Raw genomic sequence first — 21,265 nt, forward strand, 5'->3', positions numbered from 1 at the left:
TTAGCTATTTATTTAAACGCTAACATGAAGAGAAGTATATTTTAATTATTATAAAATCGGTCAATTGGTTACAAATTAGCGTTCATTTTCTTGTTTGATACGTTAAAAGTTAAATAAAAATCGATTTATAGAAATTTAGATAGATGCTTTGTTCCTGTTATATTCTTTACTCATGTATCAAAAATCCCGTTTCATGACAATAATTAAATTCCACATTATTATTCGTGATAATTTTACTACAAGAATTAATACTAGTAGATTCTTAAATTAAACAAAGGCGGAACCGAAAAGCCAAAAGAGTAGGACAAAAACCATATAAAAAACCAAATTATGTCAACACAATCTAATTTAGAAGGAGCTTATTTAGCTCAAGGTACAATAGGAAACGTAGGAATGCCAGGAGCTCCTATTGTTCATTTTTCTTTTGTTGTAGTACCATCTCAACACAAAGTAACTGGTTCAGTACATGTTACTCAAGCTATCCAAAACGGAAATTATAGCGGACAAGTTACAGGAACAATTTATGCTACTGGTTTTGGATCTGTTACTCAAGTTGTAGCAGTAAAAGGTATGATTCATTCTGATGGAGATATGCCAATTGAAATTCCTTTTGATGCACATTTAGCTATAGATGGTTCTTGGAATGGAACTGGAGGGTTTGCTTATGCAAATACACATATTGAAAATGTGCCTGTAGCTTCAAAAAAATAATTATTGTCTATCCAATAGCTATAAAGACTTATGAACTTTGTTGTGTTGGGTAATTGAATTATAAATTAAAAGAGGTTGCTTTGTAATAATCAGCCTCTTTTTTTTAAACAAATCCCAATTAATTCGAAAACTTAAAAACTATTTATTATGAAAAAAACTATTTTAAAAAGAATACTTTCAGTAACATTAGTTGGAGCAATAGTTGTTTCTTGTGTAATTGAAAACGGAAAATTACCTCAAAATGTCAAACCATTATGTGATTTATCTGAAAAGGATTTTGCCACTTGGTTTAAAAGTGGAGAGGTTACTGAAAACGGAGAAGTAACACCAGCAAACAGTGTAGATTTTGTACATGATAACAATTGTGATTTTTATAAATGGTCGGAAAGAATGTTTCTTTGGATGACCTCAAAAGACAGTTCAAACAAAGCTGTTTTTGAATCTCAAGAATTTTATACCGTATCACCTAAAATTGATGGACACCGAGATTTAATTCCAAATAAACCAGGTCAATTGTTACGAGCTATGGCTAATGTTGATAAAACTGGTAAAATAGTAAGTGAAGAAGGGCAAGCAACGGATGATGTATTAATGGATGCTAATGGAAATTTAGTGTATTATATTTCTATGGTAAATGATGTGTATGCCGAATTTTTAAATGCTGTAAAGCAAAAGAAAATGTCGGGAAATCAATTTCCAACTACAAAAGCTGAAAAAGATAGCATCTTTAATTTCGCGAAACAAAATGGAATTATTTTGAAAAACCCTAATACATTAGCTATTGAAATTAAAACTTCTTGGGTTGAGGCGACTTCATTAAAAAATGTGGAGGAATTTATTACTATCGAAGCTATGGTTCCTGTTTATAAAAAAAATAGCGACAAATTATGGATTATTAATGGAGAACGTAAAATAAAATTAGCTTTAGTAGGAATGCATATTGTTGGAAGTGCTAACGGACATCCAGAAATGATTTGGGCTACATTTGAACACCAACACAATACACCAAATGCCGCTTATCAATATTTGAACAAAGACGGCATTACTGAAACTGTTTTAGCAGACGAAGGAAACGATTGGCTGTTTAATAACAACCTAAAAGATTCTACGAATATTTCTCATATGGTTTTTTCTGGCGATTCTATTATGGCTAAAAAAGGCTATACAATTTCACCAAGTAATACGCTTAGAACAAAACCTTGGGGAAGTGCGGTGGATGTAAAGCCAAATGCTGAAGACGCTTCGCCTGCAGCTTCAAACAGTGAAATTATTGCGATTAATAATGCTGTAATTTCTAAATTAAAAGGTAAAGATGTACGAAAGAATTATATTTTTATTGGTGCAACATGGACGGATAGCGGAACAGCACCAAACGGATATAGTTATAATCCAAAAGTAGATTCTTTAAAAGTTGCTGGTGTAGCAATTGGTGCAAGTCAGTTAGCCAATTCAACAATGGAAACGTATGCTCAAAATGGAGATACTTATAATGCTTTTGGTACGTGTTTTTCTTGTCATTCAAATAACAAAGGTTTAAGACCAAATGATTTGAGTCATATTTATAGCGGATTGTTAAAAGGATTGCCAACTCCAAATGCATCAATGGTAATTATTGATGATAGAAATAGAAAATAAAATAAATATGGTTAATTAGGAAGAAACACTCAAGTAATTGGGTGTTTTTTTTTTTGTCAATTTTTACACTAAAAAATCATTGCCTAATCGTTGTCTGAATCTGTCAATTGGTTTTAAGTCGACATCAATTTCATCGTTAGAAACATCGAAAGGATCATCTAAACCTCTAATTAATAAATACAAATAACAGAATAAAAAAGTAACAGCTGCTGTAACGAAATAATCTGCTGGGTTCGATTTAAATTTTGTAATCAACAACAACGACATCACAATAAACAAAATACTTTTAAGTAAAATGTAGGCAGGTTTTATAAAGTTATTTCGAGAAATAGAGTAGGCGCGAGTAAGTTGTTTTCGCATCGCGTTCGTGTTTTCTTGAATACCTTTTATAGCTTCTTTATCCACACCGCGTTCTGCGAAGTAATAGGCAATTTCATTAGAATTTCGAAGCAATGGAAAAATGACGTTGGAATCTTTTTCTTTAGAATAAATCCAAGAGATAATTCCGTCTGTAATTAAAAGTAATTGATCTCTTAAAAAAGGTTGGTTTAATTCTTCTTTACATAAATCGGAAGTACCGGTTCTTGGTGCTCTTAAGGCTAAATAAATCCAATCTTTTATCGCTTCTAAATTGGAAGCTACTTCTCCAGGAATACGCTCACTTTCTTTAAAATCCGACATCGTAGCGGCTAATAATAATCCGAAAACAAAAAACGCACCTGTGAAAATAATTGTAATATCAGACAACTCAATTAAATCGTGAAAATCTTGTCCGTAGAACGACAAGTTTTTGAAAACAAAATTTTTAATGCATAAAATAAGTAAGGCTGCAAGAATAGATTTTATAATTATGGTTCGGTTGGTGATGAATTTCATTGTGGTTTGTTTTTAGCAAATTTAGAAAGATTTGAATTTAATTTATAAATTATTTTCATCTAATAGCTTTTGTTCCTCTTTGTAAAGTTGGTCACTAATTGTATAGCCTCTCACTTTATTGATGTGCATTTCATCTATAGTTTCTACAACGTTTTCAAAAACGCAAGCTGCACTTGGTTTGATAACTACAAATAAGCCCTCTCTATCTGGATTTTCAACTCGTTCTTTGACAAATTCATTGAAGGTAAAAATTTCATTTCTTAAGGCTAACGAACCTGATTGAAACGTTTTTGGTTTTTCTACTGGACATTGAGCCAATCCGATATATGTAACTACTTTGTTGTTTTCGCCTAATAAAATAGTAAAAGTTTTCCAACCAACATTGTCGCCACAGCATATACTTCCATCGACACAAGCATCTTGAGGCAAACTTAAATCCATAGCGGTTGGTTTTTTAATGAAACTTTGCAACATGAAAAACATCATTAATAAAAAGGATAAATTGACCATAGCGGTTAAGTCTACAAAAGGATGTAGTTTTTTAGCTTTTGGTGTAATGCTTTTTCTGCCGTAAGTGTTTTTGCTAGTGTACATGATAAAGTAGATTGGTTAGTTTTTTTTCTAGTTCAAGAATTATGCCGCGTCTGTGATTTTTTTTCTGTAATAATTTTTTAATCACAGTTTCTGTTATTTTTTATTTGAAGTGGAAAATAAATAACAAAACCCGTTATTTTTTTCTCTGAACGAAAATAAATAACAGGTTTAAAATTGGTTAACTTAAAAAAACAACAAATAGGTTTTAGATTGTTAGGTAGTTTGGTATTTGTTGAAATTGTTTTAAAATAAATTTGGTTGTGTTCTGGGATGACCAATTGCTTTTGTAAATAAGTTTATTCTTCTTTAACTTAAACTAATAATCCTTTTATTTTCAAATACTTATGATAAATATTTTTACTATTTATTTCTTTTTCTTTTTGAAATCATTTTCACACCTCATTTTCTGCATTTCAAGTCATAAAGATTAGGTTTCATGACATAAATATAATTTCTCTACATTTCTTATAGTAGCTTTATGAAACTAAAAGTAGAGCATAAACTACTTAAAAAGACGAACTGTACTCATACAGTTAACCAATTGAGAGGCGGCAACTGAAAAGCCTAAATAGAGTAAGTGATATATCATAAATAACATAAATATGACGATTACAGGACACCTTGTTTTAGAAGCGCTTGGTAAAGAAAATGGCAATTATCTCAGCTATTCAAAAGAAAAACTTGTTTTGCAGAAAAGTAATAAAGGCGTAACAATAGTTTTCGCTATTGAATATCAGGATAATGGAACAATAGCCTTGGCTTGCCAAGGTTGCGAAAAAGGTTTATATCTGAGTCATACCAATGGACAACTGTCACTAAAATATTGGGAAAAAGGAGACGATCAACTATGGATTAAATATGATAAAGGTTTTGGCAACGTAGCATTTGAATGTTCTGGGAATAAAAAAGGGCAATTTTTAAGTCATGCTTTTAACGAAATTTGGTTGCAAGACGGATATGAAGGTGAGGGTGAATTATGGAAAATGGAAAACAGTCCCGAATCCGATTACAATAATTATTTAAATGAGTATTTTACTAAATCAGAAATTTGTGTTAAAGAATTATGTGATCAATTACCAAGAGTTACAATATTTACATCTCTGGATATAGAGCCAAACAAAAAGTTGGGATATTTTAAGGGATCCCAAGTATTTAATACTCGTTTACAGCAAAATCCTTTAGCAATTGTTTATTGTGAAACTCCAGAACATGTGCAAAAGGCATTTGATATTGCAACTAAAAACCAAATTCCTATCAGAGTGAGAGCAGGTGGTCATGATCACGAAGGCGAGTCGTCAGGAACTAATGTCGTAACAATTGATGTGTCAAAAATGACTTCTGTTAAAATAGATAAAACTACCAAAATTGCAGAAATCGGAGCGGGAAATCGCTTTATTTGCTTAACATCAAAATTAGCTGATAAAGACGTAATGATAGCACATGGTACTTGTGCTACAGTTTGTATTACAGGTTATACTCTTGGTGGAGGCTGGGGACCTTGGACCAGAAAAGTAGGTATGAATTGTGAACATTTAAAAGGTGCTACTATGATACTTGGAGACGGTTCGGAGGTTAGAGTTGATGAAGACCCGAAGGATGGGCATGTTCCAGAACTATTGTGGGCACTTCGTGGTGGAGGTGGTTTGAGTTATGGTATTGTAACCGAACTAAGAATCCAAACTTTTGATTTGCCTAAAGAATTAATTAAATTCGAATTACATTGGAATCATTACGACGATAAAGAAAAGTATCCAAAAGATGATTTTCCAACTTTAGAAATTCTAAAGACTTGGGAAGAAGTTATTAAGTCAGAAAACACATCCAAACTTATAGGTACTAATTTTAAAATTAATGGACGCCCTACTGTAGATGAATTTGATTATAAAAAAATATCTCACGGTTGTTGTATGTACGGATATTGGGAAGGCAATTGTGATGAATTAGTAACATTCGTTTATGAATGGTTTAAAAACGTTTTACCAATGGGTATTCATATTGATGGTGAAGGAGGAGTTCATACAGAACCATTTGAGAAATATATCCCTTTAGTCTCTTCTAAAACACCTCTCACTGCGCCAGTGAAAGGTCCTGAAATAAATTTTAAAATCAAAACTGCTAAAGAATTTTATATCAATAAAAACGGTCTTATGAGCAGTTGGGACAGAGAATCATTTGCAAAAACACAGGAAAAAATAAAAGCAAAAACACGAGTAAAAGGAAAAGAAGCAGCGACTCTTTCAGGTGTGCCAATTCCTCCAGACTTGGACGATCCTGCTCCGCATAAAATTACATCTCGTTTTGTTAATCATGAAGGTTTAAATGACGAAGGATACAAACAATTTTTATTGAGCCTAACTTCTTCTTTAATACAGCCAGAAAATCGTGGTTTGGGTATATTTACTTATGTTACTTTGGGCGCAATAGTAGGTGATTATTATAATAGTAAAATTGGAAAAAACAATCCAACGGCATTTCCTTATAAGGACAAACTTTATACCATTCAATACCAAGCTTGGTGGAATGAGACTAACTATGAAAAAATTGATCCTTCTCATTTCCAAAATGATTCAGTATATGAAAATACGAATCGTGCCATGGATTGGATTGATGTTGCGCGTAATTTCAATATTCCGAATACCTCAGGTTCTTTTATTAGTTTTAAAGATAATAGTATACCAACATCTGTTTATTTTGACAAGAATTATGATAAATTGAAAAAAATCAAAATTAATTTTTCAAAAGATCCTTACAATCATTTCCGAACTCGTAAGACAATTATTTAAATTCAATTATTTTAGACGTAAAGTAGTATATGAAGAAAATTTTGTGATTCTGTGTGAAGTATAATTTCTCTTTATTTTAAATGGCTTTTTTAAAGATAAAAATGTGTAAGCGTTTTTGCGTAATAAAAGTTATAAAACATTATTTGTGTTTTGTGCCATAAATTAAAGGTTTCATGACATAATTTTAATTCCTCTAGATTTCTTATGCTAGTTTTATAATATAAAAAAGTAGAGCAGAAACTACTTTAAAAAAGTCTGCTACTCCCCCCAGTTAATACTATTGAGAGATAGAAATCGAAAAACTTTACTAGAATAGGTGTTTTTTAAAATAAAGAAATGTACTCTAAATGAAGATGTTAAATTAATTGTGTCTTCTTGTTACAGCTTTATTTGAAATTAAAGACTTAATTAATTTAATACCACATATAAATTAGTTTAAAGCTATGCGAAGTAATAAAGGGATTGTATTTGGAATAATTGTCTTTTTTATGACAGTTTCATCGTCAGCACAAAAAGAAATATTAGTTATCGGTAGAACAACAGGAGAATTAGTAGTAAATAAGAACAAAAAAATAAGATCATTTGGTTTTAGTAGTACACTATCTGGACAAGTAAGTTTACCAGGTTCTCCAATAGAAATGATAGTTGGGGATAGTCTTACTATTGATTTTTGGAATATTTCTCAAGGTAATCCAGTATCGTTATTTGCTGAAGGAATTAATTTTAAACAGCTTGATGAGGAAAATAAAATTATTAAGAACAAGCCTGTAGCTCACATGGAGCATGGATTATATCGAATCTTAGCAAAAAATACGGGGACATATCTTTATTACAGTCCAGAAAATTATCCGTTTAATCTTCAAGCAGGTATGTTCGGAATTATTAATATCCGGGAGAAGGAAAAATTAGAATCAAAAAAAACAGATGAGGTAGTATGGTGTAGCCATGAAATTGATACTAATTGGCATACAGATGATATTATGAATGAGAATCAAAATGCAATAAATAATCCCTTTAAACTTCTGGAATATCAACCCAATTATTTTTTGATTAATGGAAAATTAGCAAAAAAAACAAATGGTTTGCAGCCTTTAAATCTTCGAAAAGATACAATTATTCTTCGTATTGTGAATGCAGGTTTATATAATCATGAAATTGAATTTCCTGTAACAATGCATCCTGAAATTATTTTCGGAAATACATCTAATAGTATAAAAACATCAGAAACTACTAAAGTGGTTTTACATAGTAAGGAAACCATGGAGATACAACTTTTTTTAGTTCATTCAAAAGAGAATGAATCAATAGTTTATAATTATATAGATCCTAAAATTGGCAAAGTCATTTATAAAGTAAAAATTCCTGTCTTTTATTAACATTAAAATATAAAAATATGAAATCGCCATTAACAAAAAGTTTGCGTAAGCAAACACCAATAAATAAAAAGGTGATAACATATATAACCACTAAAAAATAAAATCTACATATATGAAAACAATTTTTAATACCCTTCTTTTTTTCTTGCTTTTTGGTTTCACTTTTGCGCAAAGCAAGCCTACTTTTTCAGTAGTTGGTAATGCAATCAATAAAGAAAATGTAACAAAAGGGAAACGTTTAGATATTTCTAAAATCAAAGTAGAAAACATTTCTGACAAACCCATATTCTTGGTTTGGGAAACCGTTTATAATTCTTTTCCAAAGGAATGGGATTGTTCTATGTGTCAACACGGAGCTTGTCAGATTGGAATTCCGAAAGGTTCAGTTTTTAATAAACTAAATGCAGACCAGCAAGGATTTATTGCCATTCATGTCATTCCAACTCAAAAAACAGGAAAAGGCGTCGTTAAATTTAAGATCTATGATAAGGCAAATCCAGAATATTCAGAAATCCTCACTTTTGAAGTTGAGGTATTATAGAGTAAGTAAATAATAAATAGTAATCAAAACAAAGAAAATGAAAAAAGTAACTCTTTTATTAGCAATGATTTTGTTGGTAGCTATAGGCTATAGTCAAAACAAAAGTAACATCAAGTATGTGCGAAAAAACGCTTCATCACCAGAAGGAAAAGCCGATTTGGAAGCTATGAGTGTAGCATTTAAAAAAATGCGAGAAATGAGCTGTGATAATGGTTTGTCATGGTATTATCAAGGAGCAATACATAATATTCCAAATACCATTATTGGAAAAAACCAACTTTGCGCACAATATCAAAATATTATCAATAAACTATGGGCATGGGGAGATTGTACACACACCAATAGTGAAAATTCGAAATTGCATTTTCTTCTATGGCACAGAATGTATATTTGGCATTTAGAAAAAATTGTTAGAGAATTATCTGGAAAAGTCAGTTTTGCCCTTCCGTATTGGAATTATGGTGAAAATAATGTAATGCCAGAAGAATTAAGAACTCCACAAAGTTCATTATATGAAAATGCTAGACAAGACATTTTAAATGAAGGTAAACCTATTCAACAAGCAGATGTTATAAATTTATTAAAGTCAATTAACAAATTGAAAAACATTCCTTCTTTTGCAGGGGGGGCTGGTTTTAGTGCTGCTTTAGAAGGTTCACCGCATAATTTCATGCATGGCTATATTGGTAGAGGGCAGCATTACAATGAAATTTATCAAAAACAAACTGATGGGTTAATGGGATTGGTACCATCTGCAGGTTTTGACCCAGTTTTTTGGTTGCATCATAGTATGGTGGATCGTATTTGGGAATCTTGGGATGTTAGTCCTTATGGGCAAAGACCTACATTAGCAGAATTAGAAAAATATCCTTGGAAATATGAATTTATTGAACCGAATGGACAAAAAGTAACCTATACGGTACAACAAATGTATGATATTGTTTATAATTTAGATTATAAATATGACAATTTACTGTACACGGATGATGATGAACAATTAGCATCTAATGAAAATATAAAGATGAATAAAACTTCTTTTCAAGAACCAAAAAAGACACTTGTTTGGGAACAAAAAATAAACAAAACACTAGGAGAAACTACTTTTATCCATAAAATAGAAAATAAATTATCTAAAAACACAAGTAAGATGTTTAAAAGTGAAGCGAATTCAAATATGGTTTTAAATTTAGATATAGTGTTATATAAAGAACCAGTTGATTATTATACTGTTTATTTACGTTATTCTGGAGAAGAAGATAAATATGTTGGAATGATGACTTTTTTCGGTGTAACTCATAACCATGGAACAGGAGATAATCATACTATTAGTGAGGAGGGTGTAAAACTGAATTATTCTTATTATGTGTCGGATGTTTTGTTGTCAACGGATAAACCTTTTGAAGTTATTATCAAAAAGAATGGTTCAGGAGATGTTCAGGTAACTTTAGAGAAAATAAGTATGGTTAAAATCAATTAATAACTAATTGATTTCATAAAATTAACGTCAGTTTGAGTGTTTTTTTGTTCCGTTTTTACGCTGCAAAAAACACTCGGACTGGCGTTTTTTTAATTTAGTAAAGTTTTTTATAAAGTGCTTTTGTAACATTTTTTTTGAAAATATTTTTTGTTGCAACTTTTGTTGTTTTATTTTTGGAATGAAAAATAAATAACAGATTGTAGAGTGGGTTTGCGCTTTGTGTAAATAAAAACACCTGACAGGTTTGAGGCTGTCTGGTGTTATGGTTACTTTCTTCTTATTTTAGTTATTTTATCATCTTTTGCGGAATAGCTTGAAATAAATTTAATTTTCCTTAAATTTTCAATAAATTTTAAATTATTTTCATTGTTTTTAATAGGTGGTTTTATTAATCCAACCTCTATTATTTCTTTAAATGGAGTGCTTAGTAATGCTAAAACAGTTTCAATTTTATTAACTTCACTTGAGAAAAGATTAAAGTATATATTGCATAATTTTACTTTTGTATCTAAAGAAGTAATATTCTGTAATAAATTTATGAAATACGAATAAGAGAGCGCAATAGCTGAGTGACTTTTTAAAATTTCTCCAATTAAGTTGCCTAGATTGTTTTCTTTACTAATTTGGTTTTCGGATATTTCAGTAATTATTTCAATTTTGTTTTCTTGGGTTAAATTAGAACTTAATAATGATTCATATTCTTTTTCTTCAAGTTCGTAATCGATTACTTCTTCATCTCTTTGTTTAATATATTCGTCAAAATTCAATTTAATTAAGAAAGTTTGTTTGCCTGAAAAATTTTCTCTTAACAATTCAAAATTTTCTTTGCGAAGTGCAATGATTCCTTTTTCAATCAACATTGTTATTTTTGTTTCCCCAATATTTTCAATTTCTAATTCATCATAACTATCCTCAATATTTTTGATTAGAAATAAATATGCAATATCGGAAATCTCATCTGTCAAGATTAAATTCTCAATAAATTCATCTCTCATTTCTTCTTTGATAGATGTGCTTTTTATGTCAATTTTTGATAATTCCAAATAATTTTTTTCAATGTTTAAATATGGAATTAAGAACTCATCAAAATTATACTTTTCATAGTATTTGAATACATTTAACCAAGTCGGTTTTATTTTACTTAGTGAAAATAAATTAATCCAACTTTCAGGATTTTTTATATCTTCAATATTTTCAAATACTACATCTTGATATTTAATAATTTCATAAAGTTGTTCTTGATCATTAAGTTTTGGGTTATTTATTAAATTAATTAAAAATTTTTCACTTTCTTTTGTGTTATTTTCAAGATTTAAAAACACATTAGTTATATACTGTTTTATGTTTTCTTCAATATAATAAATTAAAAACTCACATTTTGAATTTAATATAGTTGTGTAGTTTGAGATTTCTAAATCACTCACTAAGATTTCTTCTTCAGTTTTCTCAAAAATAATCTGTTTAATCATTTCAATATTTAATTCATATAAATTATTTTTATATATAAAGTCAAATAAATTTTGATTTACTTGTGAATCTAATGGAGAAATAAATTTGATTTTTAATATTAATAAACTATTTTCTATATTTTTATTTTCAAAATGAATTAAATTAAGAAAATCACTTTTTTTAGAAATATAATTTGAAAGTTTTTTATCCTTATCCTGAATTTTCAAAATTTCGGGACTAACATTCATAAGTAAGGGTTTAAGTATAAAGTCCTTATTGTCATTTGTTAAATTACTTCCATCAATATAATTCCAAAAATTCGAGTATTTTAAACATATTGTTTTTACAAATTTTTCAATATGTTTTCCTGTTTTCACATAAAGCTCTATGAATTCTTTCGTTCTTTCATTTTCATCATTAAATTGAATAAATATTTTGTCAAAGTCACCAATTTCTTTTTCTAATAAATAATCAATGAACTGAATATTTAAAATTTCATTTTTATGAAAATCGTTTTCTAAATGCTTAATCAAATTTTCAATTTTATCTAACTTAAAATCAACTTGTAGGGCATTATTATTTCTAATACTTAGAATGAAATTTTTATCGTTTCTACTGATATCTCCTTCTTTGAAAATCGAAATATAATCAAAGTAGTCTTCTGCAATGAAGCCATTGCTTATAAAATAAACTAAAACATCTGACTTTTTTAATTCAACATTGAGTTGTTCATCTGAATTTTTATTTTTTGTTAAAATCTTATGAAGACTATAGCTTTTAATTTTGTTTATTTCCTCATTTGAGATACGATTTAAATTTTTTAATTTTTCAATATCTTTATTTTCTTTTTCAAATATAAATTCAACTCTTTTATCATAATTATAATTTAAATCAACTTTACTTTCAATTTTTTCAAAACTTAAGTCCATTTCAGTTGGAACAGTATTTATTCTATGAAGATATGTGTCAAGAAATTTTTCTGTATATGAGATTACTTTTGTTTTTCTTATTTCCTCAAAAACATCCTCCTCAATTAGTTTGTCTATTTGATTTAAAAAATATGTTTTCTCTTTAATAATAATACTTGTCGTTTCATTTGGGAGTAATTTGAATAACTCTGAAATATAAAGTTTTCGTAAATCTTTTATATTGTTTATTTTTGTTTTATTATCAACTATATCTTTTAATTTTGTTATTTCGTTATTATTATCAATAATTTTTTGTTCCTCAATTTCAGTCTGTTTTTGTTTGATTGTTTTTAAATCTATATTAAAAACTTCATAAATCATTCCTTCATTTTTATGTAGTATTGCGAAATCTTTAGGGAATAAGTTTTTGTAAATAATAAATGACAATAATTTATTAGGTATTAATTCAATTTCTGTTTCTTTAGTAAGTTTGTCATGATAAATTTTATATTCATTAATTATGTTTTTTAATAAACGCATATCATCAATATATAATGAGATATCATATAATAAATTTTTATCTATTTCATCATTCTTCAATTTTTCTAACAAAAAGTCATAAGAATTTGATGAATTAATAACAGGGATAATTGGTAAAATAAAATCAAAAAATTTTGTTCTATCACTGTTTTTGAACATTTCATCTTTCAAAGCATAAATAAAAACAATATGTCTGTTAACTTGTTTAGAAATATTTATTAATAAATTTATTTCTCGAAGTTTTGTAAATATTTCAGGTTCTTGAAATCGATCTAAATCTTCAATTAAAACAACATTATATTTTGTTCTTTCAAAAAAGTAAATTATTTCATCAATGTTTTTGTTTAAAATGGAATTATCAGTAACTTCTCTGTTTAATTCTACTTCTCCCTTCAGATTTATTTTATTAAATTTAAAATCATTTACAGTTTTTACAAAGCTTTTAATAATATAAAAAGCTCCTAAAAAAAGAGATATAATAGAAAGAATTTCGAAAATTTTAAAATTGATTTCACAGTTTTTACTTTCAAAAAAATAGAATTTAACGCAATTTAGTTTTGTAATTAAAGTATTGTGAAATAGAAAAATATAAGCTAATACAGTTGTTAAACAAAATATTGAGTTGATATATATAGAATGATTTTTTAAGTTTTTTATTCTTTGAAATCTTGAATTTGGAATTGTACTGCTTTTTTCAACATAAAGCATTTGTTGTAGAATACTAAGTTCTATTTTTTTATTTATTTCATCTGATTTAGTAGAATCAAGCTTTGTTGACTGAATTGTACTTTCCTCTAATTTGTCGAATAAATCATCAAAAGTTGCTAATGAAATATTCAAGTATTCGAATTCAGGATGCTTTTCTTTAAAAGTTTTTAGAATACTACTCTTACCTGAACCATATGAACCAGTTAATGCGATGTTTTTTACATTCTTGTTTTTTAAAGCCCAAAATAGTGAATCAATGTAAATGTTACCATTATTAACAATTACTGGAGTTAGGTCTTCAAATGAATTATTATTAATATTTATAGGGTAGCCCAATTTACAAATTAAATTGTTCTTAATTTGTTTTAAGCGATTTGAATACTTATTGAATACTATTTCGGTATAAATTTTAAAATATCCTTTAGTTTTTTGTTCAATATTAATTTCTGTGGCCTCTACAACTATTTCTTCAAGCTTAATTATCTTCTCAATTTTGTAGCCTAGTATTTTCATTATTTCTTCTAGTATTTTCATGATTTTTTGTTAAATAGTCGTTCCCAAAATTAACCAAAAAAACATTCTTAAAACCACGTAGAATTACCTGTTTTTTAATTATTTTTTTGTTACACTTTTTGTCACAAAATTTAATCGAGCAATTTTTTTGTCACAGTTTTGTCACAAATTTTTTCAAACAGAATTTTTTGTCACAAATTTTGTTATTTTATTTTAAACTAAAAAATAAATAACAAAAACCGTTATTTTTTTCTCTAAATGAAAATAAAATAACAGTTTTTAAAATGGGTTATAAAACCTGACAGGTTTCAAAAACCTGTCAGGTTTAGGAATAGTATAAAGTTTATCTTATTGTTTGATTCGCAATGATGCTGTTTTGTTATTTGCCACGAATTCTCGAATTTTTTTAAAAACTAATGTGAAAATTAGTTCCTTTTATTTATCCCGATACATCGGGACGAATGAATTCGAATAGCAAATCCGATTCCTTCGAAAATTCGTGGCAAAAATATTTATAAACCTGTCAGGTTTGAAAATTGGTTTTAATCCTCATGACTACCATCTTCCGCCATTCGTACCATTTTTTGGGTAAACTTCGCTACTACGTCCACCAAATCTTGTTGAGCAGCCATTACTTGATGGATGTTATTCTAGGTCATCTAAAAATCTCCGTAAAAAACCTGAAAACAGGGTAATCCTAATTCTTTTCGCCACATATCTACTACTTGATTTCTGTCGTCTAATACAAACTCTATAAAAAATTTATCTTTTATGTATTCATTATAAATCTCTGTTTTTATACTAGCATCTTTTCGGTAATCTTTAGTTTTTCGCATCAGTAACATATCAAATGCAATCGAATGCTTTTCTAAAAACAATAGTGTTTGTGGTTTAAATTGATCTTCTCTTCCCGAAACTAAAAGGATTTGATATCCTAACATTTTGTAGTTTCGCAACAAATTGCCAACGGGTTCATTTAAAATATCTTGCTCACATCGTCCCGCATCAAACGGATTTCTCCCGTTCATAAAAGCTAAAGTTCCATCTAAATCGCAGATAATAGCTTTTGGTAATGTTGGGTTTTGAGTGATGTATTTGGGTTCTTCTTTTATGATTCTTTTTTTCATGATGTTGCTCTATTAAAACCTGACAGGTTTGGTGTACTTATTATTTTACGAAAATTTCTTTCAATTGTCCGATGATGTTTCCGCTTCCAGAAATAGTTAATTTACCAATTTTATCTGCAATTTTCTCTACATATTCCATTTCTTTCAATTTCCACAACATGTCGTTTTCTTCCATTAATTTGGCGGTGTTTAACATGCTTCTCATAGCAGCCGTTTCTTCACGTCTCATGATGCTATTGGCTTGCGCTTTTTTCTCGGCCACCAAAACCTGATTCATGATTTCTTTCATATCACCTGGTAAAATAACATCTCTAATTCCAGCATCAGAAACCGCTAAACCTAAATCGTTAATTTTGGAAGTTACTTGTTCTAAAATTTCTTTCGAGATCGTATCTTTTCTAGTCAACAATTCGTCTAATGTAAAGTTGCTAATGAAAGTTCTTATCGCCAATTGCATCACAATGTACAATTGTTTGTCAAACTCCTTGTTGTTCACTAAGGCTTTAATGGTATCTACAACTTGGTATCTTACAAAAAAGTTAATACGCAAAGCGGCTTTGTCTTTTGTCAATAATTCTTGACCAGAGATTTCCATTTGTTGTTGTCTCACATCCATGTTTTTTACTTCAAGTGATATGGCATTTTTCCAAAAGTAATACGTTCCAGCTTGTAATTCTTTTATAATTTTTCCGTTTTCAAATAGTAATCCTTTTTCAAAGTTGGCTACTTCAAATTTTCTAACAAAAGGTCTTACTTTAACGTTTTCCAATAAAGCATCCATAATTTTTTCAGTAATAGCTACTTTGGAAACATCGGCTTTAATAAATGAATTTTCTACATAGCCTTTCCAAAACGCATATCTACCCGTTAGTAAAACTTCTTTAAATAAGCCATTTGTAAAATATAAAGCCAATTCATTATCTGCTACTTCTACAATTTCTAAAAGTGAAGCCAATTTTTCATTTTGCAATAAAATATTTAATTCTATTGGTGCTACGAAAGATTGTTTCATTTCGTATGTTTTTACTTCTTTGTTTCCTAAAATCCAAAAAGTTCCTTGTTGTAATACGTCTACTAATTTTCCTTTTTCAAAAATCAAACCTACTTGGTACGCATTGATAATAATTCTTTTTATCATAATTTCTTAATTTTATTTTGTTGTTTTTTTATTTTAATTGAAAAAAATCTTCAGTCCTTCATCCATAATCTAAAACGGAAATAAGTTAGAGAGCAATTGCATTTTAAGGCTTTAGTATTCTTTTTTGAAACTTTTAAAATTTAAGTTACAAGCCAATACAAAAGCAAAAAAACGGAACTGAAATCGATTCGTATTTCAGGTTTTTTCTTATGTGTTTTTCTAAGACAAAGTCAAATTAAACCGACTAAGACCAAAGATTTTTAATGGTCATCTTTTTTGAGAGTGATGGAACTCTGAAAACAGATTTTTAGTCTGTTGGCGACAAGCCGCTGTCAAATGCAAACCAAAATTGCATGTAGGATTCGAACCTACGTAATCAATCTATTGTTCTAACCGGACTGAACTATCCCGATAAATCGGGAGTGGGATTCGAACCCACGACTAATAGTGGTGATAGTTTTTTGGCGAACTACCGAAACCTTCAAGTCAAGTTGAATAGTATGACATCATTTGCAAAAGCAAAAAGAATACTACAATAGTGCTATACAGAAACACCCAACAAGACTTGCTTGATATTTTTATTCAATGAACGTTTTATTTCTTTGCAAATATTTCAAATCAAGTGCGCAATTATTTTGCGCAGAAAAAAAAATCTTTTTTTGTAACCTTGATGAGATTCGAACTCACATTCCCTCTCGGGCATTACGGCTCTAAATACGCTTCCCTACTTTTCCTAACAATTTCGGTGCTTCTGTAAATTCTACCCATTAGTCCGCGCAGGTCTAACCGGAATATCCGTAAACTCTATAGTAAGTAATATTTTGCTATAGGCTTTTCCTTTTAAGCTACAAGGTCTTTTTTATTTCTTTACAAAGATTTCAAAACTACTGCGCAATTATTTTGCGTAGCAAAAAAGAAATTTTACATTTGATAAAAAAGGAGTCATGGGTTTGAAAGAAAAGTTTGTAAATGTGTTGCTGGAAATTGGTTTTGAAGCTAATAAAACCGATGCTTTATGGCAAGATTTGGAAAAAGCTTATTCAGGAAAAAACAGGTACTACCATAATTTGACGCATTTGGAAGAAATGATTGTGCAATTTGAGATATATCATTCTCAACTAACTTTTCCATTGGAAGTGTTGTACGCTATTTTTTATCATGACTACATTTATAAAGCTACGAGTAAAGAAAATGAATTGAAAAGTACTGAATTCGCCATTTCCATTTTACCTGAGAATGCAAAGATTAATGCAGCCTTAGTTTTTGATATGATTGAAGCTACAAAACTCCACGAACACAATCGGGTAGAAGACATAAATTGGTTAATAGATTTCGATTTGAAAATTTTATCTAAAGAATGGAAGGAGTACGAAGTGTATTTCAAACAGATTCGAAAAGAATATAAAATTTATCCCGATTTACTTTATAACCCAGGAAGAAAAAAAGCGTTGCAACATTTCTTAGAAAATGAATTTATCTATCAAACACAAACTTTCAGAACAAACTTCGAAAAACAAGCAAGAGAAAACATTCAACGAGAAATTTCACAATTATAATCATAAAAAATGGCACAAACTAAAAACGCCCTTATCCGATATAAAACCATTGATAAATGTTTGCAAAACAACTATCGCCAATGGACATTAGACGATTTAATTGAAGCCGTTAGCGAAGCTTTGTTTGAATACGAAGGCAAAGAAAATTCGGTAAGTAAACGAACGTTGCAATTAGATATTCAAATGATGCGTAGTGAGAAATTGGGTTATAATGCGCCAATTGTAGTATACGATAAAAAATTTTATAAATACGAAGACGAAGATTTTACCATCACAGATATTCCACTAACAGAAACCGATATTAATGTATTGACAGAAACGGTTTCGATGTTGAAACAATTTAAAGATTTTTCGCTGTTTACTGACGTGTCCGATATTTTACAACGCTTAGAAGATAAAATTTACGCCGAGAAATCGCACACGCAACCTGTAATTCATTTGGATAAAAATGAAAAGCTGAAAGGTTTGCATTTCTTAGATGAAATTTATCAGGCGATTATAAAAAAAGTGGTGCTAAAAATCACATATAAATCTTTTAAATCTAGAGAAGAAAATACGTTTCAGTTTTATCCTTTTATTTTGAAAGAATTTAATAACCGATGGTTTTTAGTAGGTAAAAAAAGAAAGCAAGGGCCTGTTTCTAATTTAGCTTTAGATCGAATTATTAGTATCGATTACGATTTTCAAACACCATATATTGATGAAGAATTTGATGCCGAACTATTTTACAAAAATGTTGTAGGCGTAACCGTAAACACTGGAATGCAACCTCGAAAAGTTGAATTGTGGTTAAATCAAATTCATGCTCCGTATGTGATTACAAAACCCTTGCATAGTTCGCAACGTTTAATTGAAACCTATGAAGATGGAAGTGTGAAAATACATTTATTTCTAATTGAAAATTATGAGTTAGAAAGATTATTGCTTGGTTTTGGCGATGGCTTAGAAGTTTTGCAACCACCACGTTTGAGAAATCGAATGAAAGCTATTTTACAGAAAAGTATGGAGAAATATATAGAAGAATAAACTATTATAACAACTAAAATCATGAATGCATTCCAAATCTTATTACAAACATTAAAGCAAATTACCACTTTATAAGCTGATGAAGAAGTGTTGTTTCAAAAAGCTTTTCAATCTTTTTGTTTGTGATTTTTTTTCGCATATATGATTTTAAGACACATAGTTTCAAACCGTTTTTAGGCTAATCGAATAATAGATATAGTTAATTCTTATATTACCAGTTATTTATAAAGGATATAAATTTATCCCAAAAAACGGTTTGTTTAAAAAAAAGAAGTAATTTTAATTAGTATGTAACTTAAATACAATGATAAATTATGAGAAAAATTTTATTCATCACGTTCTTTATAATTTCTAATTCTATTTTATCTCAAAGCAATTGTAACTGTCTTCAAGCTACGGATTATGGTGTTTTACCTGATGGAACAACGGACAATACTAGTGCAATTCAAACATTGTTAAATCAAGCTTCAATAGATGGTAATGCCTTGTGTTTTAAAAAGGGTGTTTATTTGATAGCTAGTACTATTACTGTTCCTGCTGGAGTTACTATTGTAGGAGCAGGTAGAGGTTCAAATCCAAATGCTACACCATATAACGGAACGATATTTAAATATACAGGAAATAACGATGCAATAGTAATATCAGGAAGTAACGTTACTCTAGATAATTTTATTGTTTATGGATATGGATCAGCACCCGTAAATGGAATTAAAGTGCTTGCTAATAATGGTTTAGTTGAAAGTGTGGTGTTGAATAAGATGTTAATTCATGGTTTTATCTCTGGAACTTCCTTAGGTTTAATAGCTCAAAATAATGGCGGAATTGCATATTGTAGCTTTTATGATGTGAGAATACGATATGCAAAAACTGGAATAGAGATAAAAGAAGTTGATCAGAGCTCTTTTGTTAACTCTAATAATTTTTTTCATGGGGTTGTTTCTGGTGGTTCTTTTGATTATGCTTTATTAGTTAATGGGGGTAATAACAATGTTTTTTGGGGTACAGATTTTGATGTGCTTTCTTGCCAAAATTCAGTGATACATGTTAATAATGGACAAATAATAGGCGAAAACTTAAGAATTGAAGCAAATTTACAACCTATTGATAAGCCAGTTATATTCTTTTCACAAACTAGTTCACAAAGTAAAATTACTGGACTATATGGTGGTGGTTTAATCAAAAATCTAGGGAATAATGATGTAGTTCTTTCGAGCCCTAATTCATTTGGAGAAGTTAGTCCAACAGAAAATTTATTGCTTAATTCTTCATTTCAAACTTATAATTCTTCATTTGTTCCTGATTTTTGGACAATATCTAACGCAAATGTTACTACTAATATACTTGCAAATGAAAATATTATTGGATCTAAAATAGTAGAACTTACCTTACCGGCAGGTCAATCAACAGAGTTTAATATAGATACTAATTTCAATCCTAAAATAGGATCAAATCAAAAATATACATATGCTAATTATAGTATACTGGCAAAAACAAATCAAGCGAATAGAGTTAAAGTAACTTATAATTCTGCTTATGGTATGGTAACATCTATTCCCCATTCTGGAAGTGAATTGTGGGAAACAATTGGACTTCAGGCAATAGCTAATGGTATTAGTACACAACCTAAAGTGATTATTGATAATACCTCAGGAACTGAAGCTTTAAAAGTAGAATTAACTTCACCTTCCTTTAATTTTGGTTTATCAATACCACCGCGTTTACCTGCAAATATTAACACCCAAGGAGGTGTGATAAGCGGTGTATTATCACATAGTCTTAGTAATAATTACTCTTTTATTTCTGGAACATCCTATTTAGTTTTACCTAAACAAGGTAATTATTTTATTATTTCTGGAAGTAATATAAATATTTCAAGAATTAATCACTTAACAGCTGATAAGTTTATAAAAGGAACTGTTATTACTTTGATTTTTAACAACAGTGGTATATCTGTTTCATCTGGAGCTTATCTCAATCTTAAATCAGGATTTACAAGTACAGCTGCTAATACTTCATTAACACTCATTTCTAATGGTGTTGGTACTTGGAGAGAAGTGAACAGAAATAATTAAAGGTAACCTGTTGGGTGTAATTAGTTTCGGATTAGAATTTTCGTCAGTTCGAGTAATTTTTGTCAAAAAATGTATCGAGAACAAGAAAAATTTCATTAAAAACTATTCTCGATACATTTTTTGTTTCGTTTTCTGCACAAAAAACACTCGAATTGACGTTTTTTTTAATTACACCCAACGGGTTAAAGGTAATAAAAATAGGCAATAATATTTTTTTGACTTTTCCTGATTTTCT

14 protein-coding genes are annotated in these 21,265 nt (G+C 29.2%); 9 read left to right on the top strand and 5 right to left on the bottom strand.

The window, feature by feature from the left end:
• Window positions 1–330 precede the first annotated feature (330 nt).
• Both G6N05_RS06340 and G6N05_RS06345 read left to right on the top strand, forming a co-directional pair.
• On the top strand, window positions 331–711 hold the full coding sequence (locus G6N05_RS06340) for a DUF1842 domain-containing protein (protein ID WP_166125811.1): 381 nt from the start codon (window positions 331–333) through the stop codon (window positions 709–711).
• Between the two features lie 147 nt (window positions 712–858).
• Entirely contained in the window at window positions 859–2,346 is a 1,488-nt protein-coding gene (locus G6N05_RS06345) for a hypothetical protein (protein WP_166125813.1), read from the top strand.
• Between the two features lie 63 nt (window positions 2,347–2,409).
• Here G6N05_RS06345 and G6N05_RS06350 read toward each other — a convergent pair whose 3' ends face one another.
• Window positions 2,410–3,222: a hypothetical protein gene (locus tag G6N05_RS06350; RefSeq protein ID WP_166125815.1), complete on the bottom strand. Its 813-nt coding sequence runs from the start codon at window positions 3,220–3,222 to the stop codon at window positions 2,410–2,412.
• A 42-nt stretch (window positions 3,223–3,264) separates the two neighbouring features.
• Window positions 3,265–3,816 carry an ExbD/TolR family protein gene (locus G6N05_RS06355; protein ID WP_166125817.1) on the bottom strand — a complete coding sequence of 184 codons (552 nt, stop codon included), beginning with the start codon at window positions 3,814–3,816 and terminating at the stop codon, window positions 3,265–3,267.
• A gap of 602 nt (window positions 3,817–4,418) precedes the next feature.
• On the opposite strand from G6N05_RS06355, the gene G6N05_RS15530 reads away from it, so the two are divergent.
• The 4 genes from G6N05_RS15530 to G6N05_RS06375 all read left to right on the top strand — a co-directional run bounded on the left by G6N05_RS15530 (window position 4,419) and on the right by G6N05_RS06375 (window position 9,993).
• The gene (locus G6N05_RS15530) at window positions 4,419–6,599 is read left to right on the top strand and encodes an FAD-binding oxidoreductase (RefSeq protein WP_205729742.1); all 2,181 of its coding nucleotides are present in this window, start codon (window positions 4,419–4,421) and stop codon (window positions 6,597–6,599) included.
• A gap of 443 nt (window positions 6,600–7,042) precedes the next feature.
• Complete coding sequence (locus G6N05_RS06365; protein WP_166125819.1) at window positions 7,043–7,975, top strand: multicopper oxidase domain-containing protein; 933 nt, start codon at window positions 7,043–7,045, stop codon at window positions 7,973–7,975.
• A gap of 112 nt (window positions 7,976–8,087) precedes the next feature.
• On the top strand, window positions 8,088–8,516 hold the full coding sequence (locus G6N05_RS06370) for a hypothetical protein (protein WP_166125821.1): 429 nt from the start codon (window positions 8,088–8,090) through the stop codon (window positions 8,514–8,516).
• Window positions 8,517–8,553: 37 nt separating this feature from the next.
• Window positions 8,554–9,993, top strand: coding sequence for a tyrosinase family protein (locus G6N05_RS06375; protein ID WP_166125823.1), 1,440 nt, complete (start codon window positions 8,554–8,556; stop codon window positions 9,991–9,993).
• A 266-nt stretch (window positions 9,994–10,259) separates the two neighbouring features.
• Here the strand turns inward: G6N05_RS06375 and G6N05_RS06380 are convergent, their stop codons facing one another.
• From G6N05_RS06380 to G6N05_RS06390, 3 genes are all read right to left on the bottom strand, one after another.
• Window positions 10,260–14,132: a YobI family P-loop NTPase gene (locus G6N05_RS06380; protein ID WP_394351452.1), complete on the bottom strand. Its 3,873-nt coding sequence runs from the start codon at window positions 14,130–14,132 to the stop codon at window positions 10,260–10,262.
• A 638-nt stretch (window positions 14,133–14,770) separates the two neighbouring features.
• Window positions 14,771–15,238 (bottom strand): phosphatase domain-containing protein, encoded by a 468-nt coding sequence (locus tag G6N05_RS06385; protein WP_187003024.1) that lies wholly within the window; start codon window positions 15,236–15,238, stop codon window positions 14,771–14,773.
• Window positions 15,239–15,278: 40 nt separating this feature from the next.
• The gene (locus G6N05_RS06390) at window positions 15,279–16,376 is read right to left on the bottom strand and encodes a slipin family protein (RefSeq protein WP_166125827.1); all 1,098 of its coding nucleotides are present in this window, start codon (window positions 16,374–16,376) and stop codon (window positions 15,279–15,281) included.
• Window positions 16,377–17,320: 944 nt separating this feature from the next.
• Here G6N05_RS06390 and G6N05_RS06395 point away from each other — a divergent pair.
• From G6N05_RS06395 to G6N05_RS06405, 3 genes are all read left to right on the top strand, one after another.
• The gene (locus tag G6N05_RS06395; protein ID WP_166125829.1) at window positions 17,321–17,932 is read left to right on the top strand and encodes an HD domain-containing protein; all 612 of its coding nucleotides are present in this window, start codon (window positions 17,321–17,323) and stop codon (window positions 17,930–17,932) included.
• Window positions 17,933–17,941: 9 nt separating this feature from the next.
• Entirely contained in the window at window positions 17,942–18,958 is a 1,017-nt protein-coding gene (locus tag G6N05_RS06400) for a helix-turn-helix transcriptional regulator (protein ID WP_166125831.1), read from the top strand.
• A 314-nt stretch (window positions 18,959–19,272) separates the two neighbouring features.
• Window positions 19,273–21,030 carry a glycosyl hydrolase family 28-related protein gene (locus G6N05_RS06405; RefSeq protein ID WP_166125833.1) on the top strand — a complete coding sequence of 586 codons (1,758 nt, stop codon included), beginning with the start codon at window positions 19,273–19,275 and terminating at the stop codon, window positions 21,028–21,030.
• The last annotated feature ends 235 nt before the right edge of the window (window positions 21,031–21,265 follow it).

The sequence above is a fragment of the Flavobacterium bernardetii genome, assembly GCF_011305415.1.
GTDB lineage: Bacteria > Bacteroidota > Bacteroidia > Flavobacteriales > Flavobacteriaceae > Flavobacterium > Flavobacterium bernardetii.

What these genes read in the sequence shown, in the direction of transcription:
- G6N05_RS06340 (WP_166125811.1), top strand. Translation starts at nt 331, where the DNA reads ATGTCAACACAATCTAATTTAGAAGGAGCTTATTTAGCTCAAGGTACA.
- G6N05_RS06345 (WP_166125813.1), top strand. Translation starts at nt 859, where the DNA reads ATGAAAAAAACTATTTTAAAAAGAATACTTTCAGTAACATTAGTTGGA.
- G6N05_RS06350 (WP_166125815.1), bottom strand. Translation starts at nt 3,222, where the DNA reads ATGAAATTCATCACCAACCGAACCATAATTATAAAATCTATTCTTGCA.
- G6N05_RS06355 (WP_166125817.1), bottom strand. Translation starts at nt 3,816, where the DNA reads ATGTACACTAGCAAAAACACTTACGGCAGAAAAAGCATTACACCAAAA.
- G6N05_RS15530 (WP_205729742.1), top strand. Translation starts at nt 4,419, where the DNA reads ATGACGATTACAGGACACCTTGTTTTAGAAGCGCTTGGTAAAGAAAAT.
- G6N05_RS06365 (WP_166125819.1), top strand. Translation starts at nt 7,043, where the DNA reads ATGCGAAGTAATAAAGGGATTGTATTTGGAATAATTGTCTTTTTTATG.
- G6N05_RS06370 (WP_166125821.1), top strand. Translation starts at nt 8,088, where the DNA reads ATGAAAACAATTTTTAATACCCTTCTTTTTTTCTTGCTTTTTGGTTTC.
- G6N05_RS06375 (WP_166125823.1), top strand. Translation starts at nt 8,554, where the DNA reads ATGAAAAAAGTAACTCTTTTATTAGCAATGATTTTGTTGGTAGCTATA.
- G6N05_RS06380 (WP_394351452.1), bottom strand. Translation starts at nt 14,132, where the DNA reads ATGAAAATACTAGAAGAAATAATGAAAATACTAGGCTACAAAATTGAG.
- G6N05_RS06385 (WP_187003024.1), bottom strand. Translation starts at nt 15,238, where the DNA reads ATGAAAAAAAGAATCATAAAAGAAGAACCCAAATACATCACTCAAAAC.
- G6N05_RS06390 (WP_166125827.1), bottom strand. Translation starts at nt 16,376, where the DNA reads ATGATAAAAAGAATTATTATCAATGCGTACCAAGTAGGTTTGATTTTT.
- G6N05_RS06395 (WP_166125829.1), top strand. Translation starts at nt 17,321, where the DNA reads ATGGGTTTGAAAGAAAAGTTTGTAAATGTGTTGCTGGAAATTGGTTTT.
- G6N05_RS06400 (WP_166125831.1), top strand. Translation starts at nt 17,942, where the DNA reads ATGGCACAAACTAAAAACGCCCTTATCCGATATAAAACCATTGATAAA.
- G6N05_RS06405 (WP_166125833.1), top strand. Translation starts at nt 19,273, where the DNA reads ATGAGAAAAATTTTATTCATCACGTTCTTTATAATTTCTAATTCTATT.